At 72.0% G+C, this 13,067-nt stretch carries 9 protein-coding genes; 3 read left to right on the top strand and 6 right to left on the bottom strand.

The window, feature by feature from the left end; translation table 11 throughout:
• Positions 1 to 10: 10 nt before the first annotated feature.
• From AC3EVP_RS17075 to AC3EVP_RS17050, 6 genes are all read right to left on the bottom strand, one after another.
• Positions 11 to 424 carry a roadblock/LC7 domain-containing protein gene (locus tag AC3EVP_RS17075; RefSeq protein WP_037917495.1) on the bottom strand — a complete coding sequence of 138 codons (414 nt, stop codon included), beginning with the start codon at positions 422 to 424 and terminating at the stop codon, positions 11 to 13.
• 9 nt (positions 425 to 433) lie between these two features.
• Positions 434 to 3,553, bottom strand: a complete 3,120-nt coding sequence (locus tag AC3EVP_RS17070) for a sensor histidine kinase (protein WP_435130940.1) — start codon at positions 3,551 to 3,553, stop codon at positions 434 to 436.
• A 488-nt stretch (positions 3,554 to 4,041) separates the two neighbouring features.
• On the bottom strand, positions 4,042 to 4,650 hold the full coding sequence (locus tag AC3EVP_RS17065) for a GTP-binding protein (protein WP_435130796.1): 609 nt from the start codon (positions 4,648 to 4,650) through the stop codon (positions 4,042 to 4,044).
• Complete coding sequence (locus AC3EVP_RS17060) at positions 4,631 to 5,038, bottom strand: DUF742 domain-containing protein (RefSeq protein ID WP_435130794.1); 408 nt, start codon at positions 5,036 to 5,038, stop codon at positions 4,631 to 4,633. Before AC3EVP_RS17060 ends, AC3EVP_RS17065 begins: the two co-directional genes overlap by 20 nt.
• An 88-nt stretch (positions 5,039 to 5,126) precedes the next feature.
• Positions 5,127 to 5,540: a roadblock/LC7 domain-containing protein gene (locus AC3EVP_RS17055; protein WP_037917495.1), complete on the bottom strand. Its 414-nt coding sequence runs from the start codon at positions 5,538 to 5,540 to the stop codon at positions 5,127 to 5,129.
• A 9-nt stretch (positions 5,541 to 5,549) separates the two neighbouring features.
• Positions 5,550 to 9,824 (bottom strand): sensor histidine kinase, encoded by a 4,275-nt coding sequence (locus AC3EVP_RS17050; RefSeq protein WP_435130793.1) that lies wholly within the window; start codon positions 9,822 to 9,824, stop codon positions 5,550 to 5,552.
• 577 nt (positions 9,825 to 10,401) lie between these two features.
• Here AC3EVP_RS17050 and AC3EVP_RS17045 point away from each other — a divergent pair.
• From AC3EVP_RS17045 to gltX, 3 genes are all read left to right on the top strand, one after another.
• The gene (locus AC3EVP_RS17045; protein WP_335974183.1) at positions 10,402 to 10,596 is read left to right on the top strand and encodes a hypothetical protein; all 195 of its coding nucleotides are present in this window, start codon (positions 10,402 to 10,404) and stop codon (positions 10,594 to 10,596) included.
• An 84-nt stretch (positions 10,597 to 10,680) separates the two neighbouring features.
• Entirely contained in the window at positions 10,681 to 11,475 is a 795-nt protein-coding gene (locus AC3EVP_RS17040; RefSeq protein WP_335974187.1) for a fumarylacetoacetate hydrolase family protein, read from the top strand.
• Positions 11,468 to 12,997: a glutamate--tRNA ligase gene (gene gltX / locus AC3EVP_RS17035; protein ID WP_435130791.1), complete on the top strand. Its 1,530-nt coding sequence runs from the start codon at positions 11,468 to 11,470 to the stop codon at positions 12,995 to 12,997. The genes AC3EVP_RS17040 and gltX overlap by 8 nt, the downstream gene beginning before the upstream one ends.
• Positions 12,998 to 13,067: the final 70 nt, after the last annotated feature.

The raw sequence follows: 13,067 nt of genomic DNA, 5'->3' as shown, positions 1-13,067 counted from the left end.
GGCCCATGCATTAGTTGAGCAGGCTGCCCTGAAGTTCGGCCCGGAGGTCGGGGGTGAGGACGGCGCCCGCCCGGTCGACGAGCAGGGCCATCTCGTAGCCCACCAGGCCGATGTCGCACTCCGGATGCGCCAGCACCGCCAGCGACGAACCGTCCGACACCGACATGATGAACAGGAAACCCCGCTCCATCTCCACCACCGTCTGGTTCACACTCCCCCCCTCGAAAATCCGGGAGGCACCAGCCGTCAACGACGTCAACCCCGAGGCCACCGCCGCCAACTGATCCGCACGATCACGCGGAAAACCATCAGACATCGCGAGCAGCAGGCCGTCGGCGGAGACCACCACCGTGTGGGACACCCCAGGGGTGTTGTCCACGAAGTTGGTGATCAACCAGTTCAGATTCTGTGCCGCCTGGCTCATCGGACTCAACTAGCGCTCCTGGTTCTGGGGGCCGCCGAATCGGCTGTCGGTGGCCTGTCCGTTCGTGTCAGCTCCAGCAGTGCGCCCTTGCTGGACGCCACGTCGCAGATTACTCAACCTGCCGCGTACGTCCTCCGGTGCGCGGGAGACCTGTGGGCCGCCCTGCGGGGTCTGTGCCGCGGCACCCGGGACCAGGTTGGCCTTGGGTACCCGCCGGGGCAGACCGGAAGGGGTGACTCCGCCTGCCTTCGGCTCGCGGACCGACTCGGCCCGCTGCCAGTGCTCGTCGTTCGTCGACCGCCAGCCGTCACCGTCCGGCTGGGGTTGCTCCTGGGGGTCGGTGGACTCGTCGTCGGGCTGCTCCTGCCGGATCGGCCCACCGGGCTGCCGGTCGGGCCGCGGGTCGTCGGACGGGGCGGGGTGCCGGCGTTCGCGGCGCGGGAGGCCGGCGTCCGTCAGCGAAGGCGAGACTACGCTCTCGGAGGGGCCCTCGGGGAGCGGCGGAACGGATTCCGTTACCTGGGGTGCGTCCTGCGGCCATCCCTCCTGAGCAGGGCTGTAACCCGCGTCGGGCGCGAAGTGGCCGCCCGGTCCGGCTTCCTGGTACGGCTCGGCGTACTGCGACGGCCCGCCGTAGGGCGCGGCCGGGTCGTAGGTCTGGCCGGAAACCGTCCCGTACGGCTGCTCGAAGTAGCCGTTCTGTTCGGCGTACCCCTGCTGCCCGTCGGTGTACCCCTGCTGCTCGTAGCCGGGCTGGAAGCCCTGCTCATACGGCTGCTGCCCGTAGGAAGGGGCGGCGTCGGGGCCGTAGCCCTGGGCGTACTGGGCGGTGGGGTCCTGTGCATAGGGCTGGGCGAAGTCGGCCGATTCCGTTCGCTGCGGCGGGAGTTGGCCCAGGTGGGGGTCCTGGGTCCCGGCGGCGCCGGCCTCCAGCCGGGCGCGGCGCTCCTCGCGCAGTTCCTCGCGTTGCAGCGAGCGGCCGACCGGGTCGAGCGGGTGGGGGCCGGTCTCACCCGCTCGGTCGTAGCGGGAGTCGTCGAAGCCGAGTTCGGCGGCGGTGCGCTCGCCGGTGACCTGCGGGTGGGCGTCGCCGATGCGGTCGGCCAGGTGCTCGGGGACGATCCGGGAGACGGTGAAGTCGGTGTCGTCGGCGACCGGGTCGCCCCCGCCGCCGCGGGTGATCGCCTCGGGCAGCATCACCAGCGAGGTGGTGCCGGCCTGCTCGCCGGAGGGGCGCAGCTGGACCCGGATGCCGTGCCGCAGCGACAGCCGGCCGACCACGAACAGGCCCATCCGCTTGGCGATCTCCACGTCGACGGTGGGCGGGTCGGCGAGCTTGTGGTTGATGTCGGCGAAGTCCTCGGCGGTCAGGCCGATGCCCTTGTCGTGGATCTCGATCATCAGGCGGGTGTCGGGCAGCCGGGTGGCGGTGACCCGCACCTTGGTCTGCGGGGAGGAGAAGGTGGTGGCGTTCTCCAGCAGTTCGGCGAGCAGGTGCACCAGGTCGCTGACCGCGCTGCCGTGGATGTCGGTCTCGGGTATGCCGACCAGTTCGATCCGGTCGTACGCCTCCACCTCGGAGGCGGCCGCGCGCAGCACGTCGACCAGCGGTACCGGCTGGTTCCACTGGCGGTCGGGCTCCTGGCCGGCGAGGACCAGCAGGTTCTCGCCGTTGCGCCGCATACGGGTGGCCAGGTGGTCCATCCGGAAGAGGTTCGCCAGCTGGTCGGGGTCGGCCTCGTTGTTCTCCAGCTCGGTGATCAGGGTCAGCTGGCGCTGGATGAGGCCCTGGTTGCGCTGCGAGAGGTTGGTGAAGATCGCGTTGACGTTGCCGCGCAGCAGCGCCTGTTCGGCGGCGAGCCGGACCGCCTCGCGGTGCACCTGGTCGAAGGCGCGGGCCACCTCGCCGATCTCGTCGCGGGTGGTGATCGGGATCGGCGCGACCTGGGTGTCCACCCGGCCGGGGTCGGTGCGGGAGAGCTGGTCGACCAGCGCCGGCAGCCGGGTCTCGGCGATGTCGAACGCGGCGGTCCGCAGCCGCCGCATGCTGCGGGACATCGCGCGGGCCATCAGGGCGGCGACGATGAACGCGATGATCAGCGCGACCAGCACGAGCGCGGAGTTGATGAAGACGTCGCGCTTGGCGTGGGCGGCCACCCGCGCGGAGTCGGCGGCCGCCTGGTCGGCGAGCTGGGTCTCGACCGAGCGGTAGGCGTCGAACGAAAGTGTGGCGGCGGACAGGTAGGACGCGGGGGTGACGCCCTCGGCGTTGAGCCGGGTGACGGTGTAGGCCGGGTCGGTCAGGTCGGTGACCATCCGGGTCAGGTCCGGCGGCACGATGTACGCGGTGTGGTTCGCCTTCGCCTTGCTCAGCGCGGCGGTGACCTGGGCCTGGCCCTTCTTCACCGCGGCGTCCTGCGCGGCCTTCAGCCGGGCCTGGTCGGCGGTGCTGCCGCCGCCGTCGTACTCCTCCAGCGCGATGCCCTCCAGGTACTGGTAGGAGCCGAGCGCGGTCTTCTGGAGGGCGAGTTCCTGGGAGGTGGGGTGCTTCTCGACCAGGATGTGGGTGCCGATGGCGCGGGTCAGCGACTCGGCGGCCTTGGCGAGCGAGACGGCGTACAGGGTCCGGCCGTAGGAGGCGCTGTTGCCGGTGCCGAAGCCGAGTTCGTTGGACAGCTCGCTCAGCGGGTGCTGGATCTTGACGTACCACTCCTCGGTCTGCACGCCGGAGAGCTGGCCGGTGAAGGCGGACTTGCGCAGGGAGGACAGCTGCGGCTCGACGCTGCGGAAGCTGGCCATGCGGCGCCGGAGGTCGGCGCCGTCGGGTATGCCGACCGCGGCCTTGTCGAAGGCGCGGGCGGCGGCGTCGGTGGCGGCGTACGCGGCGGACACGCTCGACGCGGTGCGGTGGCCCTCCAGCAGCGGGACCACGGTGGTGTCGCGCTCGTTCTCCAGCGCGTTGCTGTAGGTGGCGGCGGCGCGGACCAGTTTCGCGGTGCGCACCGCGTCGTCGGCCTGCTGCCAGGTGGTGACGGAGCTGTTGACGCGGAAGCCGCCCAGGACGAGGGCGACGAGCACCGGTATCAGGAGGATCGCGTTCAGCCGGGTGGCCATCCGCCAGTTGCGCATGCCGAAGCGGCGCCCCGGCCCCGGCAGGTCCTCGGCCACCGGCTCCAGGGTGCCCCCGGTGCGCTGCGGCGGAGTGAAGTTCCCCCGCGGGCCCCGGTCGGCACCCGCCTCGACTCGCCTCGTATTCCTCACTGGACCAACAACCTCTCGGCGACGACGCGACAACGACGGCCGTTCCCTGCGCTTCCTGCGCTTCCCGCACTCAGGTCTGCGCATTCCAGCACGCCATGCAGGTGCACGCCAAACGTCCGGAAACGTCCGGCGTCCGGCGGATCACGCCAGAAGGCTAGAGATAAAAAGGGCATAAGTCCAAAGGCCGAGCAAACCATATGACAGACGTACACGCGGCGGCACTGATCGAGCGCGAGCCGTGTTCGCCACCTGAAGGAAACTCTCTCGAAATGTTATGGAAGGCCGAGGGCCCGCTATGTCGTGTGACATAACGGGCCCTCGGCCTTGCGTCGGCGGTGTCCGCCCGCAGCTGCGCGCTACTTCAGGCGGGCCAGCAGCGCGTGCTCGACCAGCGTGATCAGCGCGCTCTTCGCGTCGCCGCGGTGCCGGGCGTCGGTGGTAATGATCGGCGCCTCGGGGCCGATCTGCAACGCCTCGCGCACCTCCTCCGGCCGGTACGGCTGGTGGCCGTCGAAGCCGTTGAGCGCGATCACGAACGGCAGTCCGCTGTTCTCGAAGTAGTCGACCGCCGGGAAGCAGTCCGCCAGGCGTCGGGTGTCGACCAGCACCACGGCGCCGATCGCGCCGCGCACCAGGTCGTCCCACATGAACCAGAACCGGTCCTGGCCGGGGGTGCCGAACAGGTAGAGGATCAGGTCGTCGTCGAGCGTGATGCGGCCGAAGTCCATCGCCACCGTGGTGGTGGTCTTGTCCTGGACGTGGCTCAGGTCGTCGATACCGGCCGACGCCGAGGTCATCACGGCCTCGGTGCGCAGCGGGTTGATCTCCGACACCGCACCGACGAACGTGGTCTTGCCCACGCCGAAGCCACCCGCCACCACGATCTTCGCGGAGGTGGTCGACCGCACCGGCGGCGCAGCGTACGCCGCCTGCTGCGGTTGCGGCCTAGAGCTTCCGAAGTCCACTGAGCACCCTCTCAAGCAATGTCACGTCTGGCTGGCCGCCCGCGTCGCCGCTGCCGGGCTGGTGGATGGCCACCATGCCGGCCTCGGCGAGGTCGGCCACGAGAATCCGGGCCACCCCGAGCGGTATCGCGAGCAGCGCCGAGATCTCGGCCACCGACTTGATCTCACGCGTCAGATGGCAGATCCGCTGGTGCTCGGGAAGGAGTCCCGTGTACTGCGCCGGGTCGGCGGTGGTGCTGACCAGGGCCTCGAGCGCGAGCTGGTAGCGCGGCCGGGTGCGGCCACCGGTCATGGCGTACGGCCGCACCAGCGGCTGGTCGCCTTCCACCCCGTACGGCGCATGGTGGGACGCGCCGTACGGGCCCGGCGAGGCGGGTGGCGGGGTCATGAGGGTCCTCCGTGTCCGGGCAGTGCTCTTGCTGGTGCGGAAGTACGGGAACGATCTGTTGTGCGGGTGAACAGCGGGCGGGCGGTACTCAGTTGAGCAGGCTGCCCTGGAGCTCGGCGCGGAGGTCCGGGGTGAGGACGGCGCCCGCCCGGTCGACGAGCAGGGCCATCTCGTAGCCCACCAGGCCGATGTCGCACTCCGGATGCGCCAGCACCGCCAGCGACGAACCGTCCGACACCGACATGATGAACAGGAAACCCCGCTCCATCTCCACCACCGTCTGGTTCACACTCCCCCCCTCGAAAATCCGGGAGGCACCAGCCGTCAACGACGTCAACCCCGAGGCCACCGCCGCCAACTGATCCGCACGATCACGCGGAAAACCATCAGACATCGCGAGCAGCAGGCCGTCGGCGGAGACCACCACCGTGTGGGACACCCCAGGGGTGTTGTCCACGAAGTTGGTGATCAACCAGTTCAGATTCTGTGCCGCCTGGCTCATCGCACTCAACTAGCGCTCCTGGTTGTTCATGCCGAAACCACGGCCGTCGGTGGTACCGGTACCGCCGGCCTGGCGGCCCTGCTGGATACCCCTGCGGAGGTTGGTCAGACGTCCGCGCACGTCGTCGGGGGCGCGGGAGACCTGCGGGCCGCCCTGGGGGGCCTGCTGGGGGGCCGCGCCGCCCGCGACGAGATTCGCCCGGGGAACGCGCCGCGGCAGACCGGAGGGGGTGACCCCGCCCGCGGTGGGTTCCCGGATGGCCTCGGCCCGCTGACGCAGCGCGTCGTTGGGCGAGGTGCGCCAGTTCGGCGTCTCGCGCGGCAGCGGCTGCGCCGCGGGCGCGGACGGCGCCTGGGCGCCGTTCTGCGCGCCGCCGGGCGCCGCCGGGCCGCCGGGCGCCGAGGTGGCCTGGACGGCCGGCTGCGGGCCGCCGGACAGCCGCTGCGGGCCGCCCGCCGGGGCCGGCCCGGGCCGGTCGGTGCGCGGGCGCTGCGGCGGCGCGGTGCGGCCCACCGGGCGGGGCGGCGGCGCCTGCTGGCCGCGCAGGCCCTGCTCGACGTGGATCTGCTGCATCCGCTCGGCCTGGCCGGTGCGGAACCAGTCGGACTCGATCGACGAGAAGATCGGCGTCGGCTCGTCGCCCCGGGTCGGGGCCGGCGGCAGCGCCATCGGCTCGGCCGGGCCGGGCAGTTGCGGCTCCTGGCGCGGCACGGGCAGCGGACCCAGCTCGTCCTGGAACGGCGACTGGGGCACCGCCGGGTACGACCCGCCGGTGTCGCCGTGGCCCGGCACCGGCAGCGCGCCGGTGCTGTACGGGTCCTGCGGCTGCTGCGCGGGGCCGCCCTGGCCCTGGCCGCCCTGCGGGCTCCAGCCGGGGGTGCCCTGCGGCCCGCGCGGGCCGCGCTGCGGCAGCCCCCCGGCCGGTGCGGGGCCGGGCTGCTGCGCCGGGTACGCCCCGGAGCCGTCCTCGGCGCGCACGGCGGGGAACTGGCTGGTGTCGCCCGGGCCGCCAGGACCGCCCGGCGGGGGGAAGGCACCCGTGTCACCGGGACGACCGGCACCCTGGCCCTGCGGCAGGCTGCCGTCGCGCACGGCGGGGAACTGGCTGGTGTCGCCAGGACCGCCCGGCAGGGGGAAAGAGCCGGTGTCGCCGGGAGCGCCGGGCACCTGGAAGGCACCCGTGTCACCGGGGCGGCCGACGCCCTGGCCCTGCGGCGGGTTCTCGTCACGGATCGGCGGGAACTGCGCGGTGTCGCCAGGACCACCCGGCAGCCGGAAGGCACCCGTGTCACCCGGACGACCCGCACCCTGACCCTGCAGGCCGCTCTCATCCCGCACCGCCGGGAACTGACCGGTGTCACCCGGACCACCCGGCAACCGGAAGGAGCCCGTGTCACCCGGACGACCGGCACCCTGGCCCTGCGGCGGGTTCTCGTCACGGATCGGCGGGAACTGCGCGGTGTCGCCGGGGCCGCCCGGCAGCCGGAAGGAGCCGGTGTCGCCGGAGTTGGCCTGGGGGGCGCGCTGGCCGCGCTGCGGGAGGCGGCCGCGGGAGCCGTCGCCCTGGCCGCCGGCGGCGGGGCCGTCGGCGCGGACGGCGGGGAACTGGCCGGTGTCGCCGGGACCGCCAGGACCACCCGAGGCGGCCGCGGGGGTCGCCCCGGGGCCGCCGGAGCGCTGCAAGGGGCCGGGGCGGCCGCCGAAGACGTCGGAGCGGAAGCCGTTGGGGCCGGTGTTCTGCGGCTGCGGGGTCGGGAAGCCGCCGGGGCCGGACGGCCGGCCGGAGCCCTGGTCCTGACCCGCACCCTGCCCCGGCCGGCCGGGACCGGACTGCTGGGGCTGCGGGCGGCTGCCGGGGCCGGACTGGTCGAAGGCGTCGAACGCGGGCGCCTCGACCTCCTCGTGGCCGCGCGGGGTGTCCTCGCCCAGGCCCTGCTGCTGGTTGCCCTGCGCGGCCCAGCGCGGGCCGCCACCGGGACCGCCGGGGCCGGCGTTGCCGCCCGGGCCGCCGGAGGCGCCCGGCTGCCGGCCGGGCAGCGCGGGGCGCGCCCCGCCCTGGCCGACCTGGGCCGCGCCGCGGCCGCCCTTGCCGGCGTTGCCGAACGCGTTCGCGATGCCGGTGGCGGCGCTGCCGCCCGCGGCGCCCGCGGGGCGCGCCCCGGGAGCGGCGCCGCCCTTCGCGTTGGCGCCGCCCTGCGTGACGTCGACCGGCAGCATGACCAGCGCGGTGGTGCCGCCGGAGTCGGAGGGGCGCAGCTGGATGCGGATGCCGTGCCGCAGGGACAGCCGGCCGACCACGAACAGGCCCATCCGGCGGGAGACCGCGACGTCCACGGTCGGCGGGTTGGCCAGCCGCTCGTTGATGTCGGCGAGGTCTTCGGGGGACAGGCCGATCCCGGTGTCGTGGATCTCGATCAGCACCCGGCCGTCGGGCAGCGAGTGGCCGGTGACCCGCACCTTGGTCTGCGGGGAGGAGAACGACGTCGCGTTCTCCAGCAGCTCGGCGAGCAGGTGCACGAGGTCGTTGACGATCCGGCCGGTGACCTCCGCCGAGGGCACCGACGTCAGCTCGATCCGCTCGTACTGCTCCACCTCGGACGCGGCCGCGCGCAGCACGTCGACCAGCGGGACCGGGCGGGTCCACCGGCGGCCGGGCTCCTCGCCGGCGAGGACCAGCAGGTTCTCGCCGTTGCGGCGCATACGGGTCGCGAGGTGGTCGAGCTTGAACAGCGACGAGAGCTGGTCCGGGTCGGCCTCGCGCGACTCCAGTTCGGAGATGAGCGACAGCTGGCGCTGGATGAGGCCCTGGCTGCGGCGCGAGAGGTTGGTGAACATCGCGTTGACGTTGCCCCGCAGCAGCGCCTGTTCGGCGGCGAGCCGGACCGCCTCGCTGTGCACCTCGTCGAACGCGCGGGCCACCTGGCCGATCTCGTCGCGGCTGTTGATGCCGATCGACTCGACCGAGGTGTCGACGTCCTGCGGGTCGGTGTCGGAGAGCTGCTTGACCAGTTCGGGCAGCCGCTTCTGGGCGACGTCCTGGGCGGTCTGCTGGAGCCGGCGCAGCGAGCGGACCATCGAGCGGCCGACGACGAACGCGCCGACGACGGCGACGCCGAGCACGAGCAGGATGATCGCGCCGGAGATCAGCGCCTCGCGCTTCGCCTCGCTCTGGAGGTGCAGCGACTTCTGCTGCATCTCGCTGAGCAGCGAGCGCTCGATCTGGTTCATCGCGTCGATCTTGGTCTTCGCCGCGTCGTCCCAGTCCAGGTACGAGCTGTTGATCTTGGTGATCGCGCTCTGCGAACTCGCGATCCGCTCACGCTCGTTGTCGTGGGCGGCGATGGTGTCGTTGTCACCCTGGATCGGGCGCAGCAGCGAGGCGGCGTCGGTGCCGTAGACCTTCATGAAGCGGGTGATCGCGGTGTTCTCGTCCGCGGCGGACCACTTCACCGACTGGTACTCGTCGGCGTTGAGCTTGCCGCCGCTGGCGAACGCGGCGCTGATCACCGCGCGCTGCATCGACTCGTACTCCTTGGCGGAGGAGAACGCCGACAGGGCGCGGGTCGCCTTGATCATCTCGGAGTTGCTGGTGGCCTGCGCCATGTCCTGGGAGAGCGACAGCAGCGAGGTGACCAGGCCGTCGTACTCGGAGACGGTCTGCGCGATGCCCGACTGGGAGGTGTATGCCTCGCTGCGGATCTCGTTGAGGTTGGCGAGCTGGCCGCCGATGGCGACCAGGGTGGCGCGGACTCCGCTGAAGACCGGGTCGTCGTCCGAGATGCCGTCGGTCGCCTGCTCGTAGAGCTTGAGGTCGCGGTCGGTGGCCTGCCGGGAGGCGGCGACCGCATCGTTGTTCTTCTGGTTGGCCGACAGCGGGCCCGCCGAGCTGTCGCGCTCCTCCTGGAGCGCGGCGGCCAGGTTGGTGGCCTGCTCGGTGATGTCGGTCAGGGTCTTCATGTGCTCGAGCTGGTGGATGTTGTCCAGCGAGTTGTTGATGCGCAGGCCGCCGAGCGCGGAGGCAGTGACCACGGGGAGCGCGAGCAGGGAGATGAGTCTGGTGCTGATGCGCCAGTTGCGCATGGCTATTCGGGGGCCGGGCTTGCCGTCGAGGCCGGTGATCTTGCCGGCTTCCAAGCCGCTGGGCATGCTCATCCGCCCGGGGGCCGCAGTGGTACCCGGCGTGGCGGTTCCGGAGTCGGCGGCGGCCTTGGAGCCGTTGCCGGCCCCGCCGGGCTGCTCCGATTCGCCCGCAGCGCCGCTGTCCCTCTTGAAACGTCCCTGCACTAGCGTCGCAACCTCTGGACCAGGCGTCCCCCGCCGTGAGGCTGCGGGGACGGTGTCGAGTCATGGGGGCTCGGGCCGACCCGGGTCACGGGACGGCTGGTGTGCCCTTCACCGCCGCACGGTGTTCCGTCCGCGCCCCCTGCGCGCCGGTTCGTTGTGATGCAGCGGTTCGGGGAATTCCAGCACAGTGCCTGATCTCGCAACAAGGCCCGTTGCCGACCTGTTGGAATGCGTCACCGATCGCGACGGACCATGCACACTGCGTCGAGCGTCAGGGCGGTGATATGGGGCGAATACGGGCCGCTCGCGTAACCGCACGGAGGGGTGTCAGAGCGTGCCCGTCACACCACGCGACGGACTTTTCCCGGCCTTCACGGCTTTTGCGGCTTTCCTGCTACCGAGTCGGTTGTCCGAAAGGCGTGGTATGCGGTGGAGTTCGTGAGCAAAATCACACACCGTCAGATGTCTGCGCCCGGCTGCCGTGGGAAGAGCCCCCACTAATCTGGTGCTTTATCCGGGAGGCGGCTGTGTGAGCCGCCGTGTCCCGCTCCCCCGTCGAGACCCGAGGTCCCCACAGATGATCGCCAACCCGCGGCGCACCACTCTCGCGCACCTGAAGGACGCGTCCGAACTCCTCGGCTCGCCCGCCCCGGTGGCGACGGCGGACACCGAGGCCGCGGAAGCGGCGGCAGCGGCCGTGCTGCCGCGGACCACCGCGAACCCGCGCCGTACGAAGCTCAACGAGCTGCCGAAGCCGCGCATCGCCCCCTGAGCGGCACTGACCTGCGGCGATCGCCTCGGTCCGGTGGGAGGCGGCCTGTCCGGCGGGAGGCGGCCCGGCCGCTAGGGTGAAGGCATGCGCATCGTCAGGTTCTCCATCGACGGCAACGTGGCGTTCGGAGCGGTCGAGGGCGACCCGGCCGGCGGTCCCGAGGCTCTCTCCGTCGACATCATGAAGGGCGTGCCCTTCGCGGACTTCGAGCTGTCCGGCACGAAGGTCCCGCTGGACAAGGTGCGGCTGCTGCCGCCGGTCCTGCCCAACAAGGTGGTCGCCATCGGCCGCAACTACGCGGCCCACGCCGCGGAACTGGGCAACGAGGTGCCGGACGCGCCCTGGGCGTTCTTCAAGCCCTCGACCTCGGTGATCGGCCCCGGCGACCCCATCGTGTACCCCTCGTTCTCCCAGGAGGTGCACCACGAAGCGGAGTTGGCGGTCGTGATCAGCCGGCTGTGCCGGGACGTGCCGCGGGAGCGGGTCAAGGACGTGATCCTCGGCTTCACCTGCGCCAACGACGTGACGGCCCGCGACACCCAGCGGTCCGAGAAGCAGTGGGCGCGGGCGAAGGGCTTCGACTCCTCCTGCCCGCTCGGCCCCTGGATCGAGACCTCGATCGACCTGGAGGCGGCCGGCGACCTCGCGATCACCGCGACCGTCAACGGCGAACTGCGCCAGGCCGGCCGCACCCGGCAGATGCTGAACTCGATCGAGGACCTGATCGTCAACATCACCGAGGCGATGACGCTGCTGCCCGGCGACGTCCTGCTCACCGGCACCCCCGCGGGCGTGGGCCCGCTGCTCCCCGGCGACGAGGTCGCCGTCACCATCGAAGGCATCGGCACTCTCACCAACAAGGTGATCTCGCGTGGCTAGCGCAACTCCTGCACCCTCCGCCCCCGCTTCCGGCGGCTCCTCCGACTCCGGCTCCGGCTCCGCCGTCCGCGTCCGGTTCTGCCCCTCCCCCACCGGCAACCCGCACGTCGGGCTGGTCCGCACCGCGCTGTTCAACTGGGCGTTCGCCCGGCACCAGCAGGGCACCCTGGTCTTCCGCATCGAGGACACCGACGCGGCCCGCGACTCCGAGGAGTCCTACCAGGCGCTGCTGGACTCGATGCGCTGGCTCGGCCTGGACTGGGACGAGGGCCCCGAGGTCGGCGGCCCGTTCGCGCCCTACCGGCAGTCCCAGCGGATGGACGTCTACGCCGACGTGGCGCAGCGGCTGAAGCAGGCCGGGCACGCGTACGACTGCTACTGCACCACCGAGGAGCTGGAGGCCCGCCGCGAGGCCGCCCGGGCCGCCGGCCGCCCCTCCGGGTACGACGGCCACTGCCGGGACCTCAGCGCCGAGCAGACGGCCGCCTACCGGGCCGAGGGCCGCGCCCCGATCGTGCGCTTCCGGATGCCGGACCACCCGATCACCTTCACCGACCTGGTCCGCGGCGAGCTGACCTTCACCCCGGAGAACGTGCCGGACTACGGCATCGTGCGGGCCAACGGCGCGCCGCTGTACACCCTGGTCAACCCGGTGGACGACGCGCTGATGGAGATCACGCACGTGCTGCGCGGCGAGGACCTGCTCTCCTCCACCCCGCGGCAGATCGCGCTGTACGGCGCGCTGATCGAGCTGGGCCTCGCCCGGTCCGTGCCCGCCTTCGGCCACCTGCCGTACGTGATGGGCGAGGGCAACAAGAAGCTCTCCAAGCGCGACCCGCAGGCGTCGCTCAACCTCTACCGGGAGCGCGGGTTCCTGCCCGAGGGACTGCTCAACTACCTCTCGCTGCTTGGCTGGTCGTTCTCCGCCGACCAGGACGTCTTCTCGATCGAGGAGATGGTGGCGAAGTTCGAGATCTCCGACGTCAACGCCAACCCGGCGCGCTTCGACCTGAAGAAGGCCGAGGCGATCAACGCCGACCACATCCGGCGGCTGGGCGTGAAGGAGTTCACCGAGGCGTGCGCGCCCTGGCTCCAGGCGCCGTTCGCGCCCTGGGCGCCGGAGTCCTTCGACGAGGCGGCGTGGCAGGCGATCGCGCCCTACGCGCAGACCCGGGTCACGGTGCTCTCCGACATCACCGCGAACGTGGACTTCCTCTTCCTCGACCAGCCGGTCGACGATGAGGCGTCCTGGGCGAAGGCGATGAAGGAAGGGTCCGACGCGCTGCTGCGCACGGCCCGGGAGCAGCTGGCCGCGGCGGACTGGTCCGCCGCGGAGTCGTTGAAGGAGGCGGTGCTCGCGGCCGGCGAGGCGCACGGCCTCAAGCTCGGCAAGGCGCAGGCTCCGGTGCGGGTCGCGGTCACCGGCCGCACCGTCGGGCTGCCGCTGTTCGAGTCGCTCCAGGTGCTGGGGCGCGAGCGCACCCTCGCGCGGATCGAGGCTGCGCTGGCGAAGCTGGCCTGACCCTCCGGGGGGGTGGTCCCTGTCGGTTCCGGGACCACCCGCCGGTGGTGGGCTGGTCGCGCAGTTCCCC

This window comes from Actinacidiphila sp. bgisy144 (assembly GCF_057708105.1).
Note: the sequence above shows the minus strand (reverse complement) of the source record. Positions and strands in the feature narration are given on the sequence as shown.

What these genes read in the sequence shown, in the direction of transcription:
- AC3EVP_RS17045 (WP_335974183.1), top strand. Translation starts at nt 10,402, where the DNA reads ATGATCGCCAACCCGCGGCGCACCACTCTCGCGCACCTGAAGGACGCG.
- AC3EVP_RS17040 (WP_335974187.1), top strand. Translation starts at nt 10,681, where the DNA reads ATGCGCATCGTCAGGTTCTCCATCGACGGCAACGTGGCGTTCGGAGCG.
- AC3EVP_RS17075 (WP_037917495.1), bottom strand. Translation starts at nt 424, where the DNA reads ATGAGCCAGGCGGCACAGAATCTGAACTGGTTGATCACCAACTTCGTG.
- AC3EVP_RS17070 (WP_435130940.1), bottom strand. Translation starts at nt 3,553, where the DNA reads ATGCGCAACTGGCGGATGGCCACCCGGCTGAACGCGATCCTCCTGATA.
- AC3EVP_RS17060 (WP_435130794.1), bottom strand. Translation starts at nt 5,038, where the DNA reads ATGACCCCGCCACCCGCCTCGCCGGGCCCGTACGGCGCGTCCCACCAT.
- AC3EVP_RS17055 (WP_037917495.1), bottom strand. Translation starts at nt 5,540, where the DNA reads ATGAGCCAGGCGGCACAGAATCTGAACTGGTTGATCACCAACTTCGTG.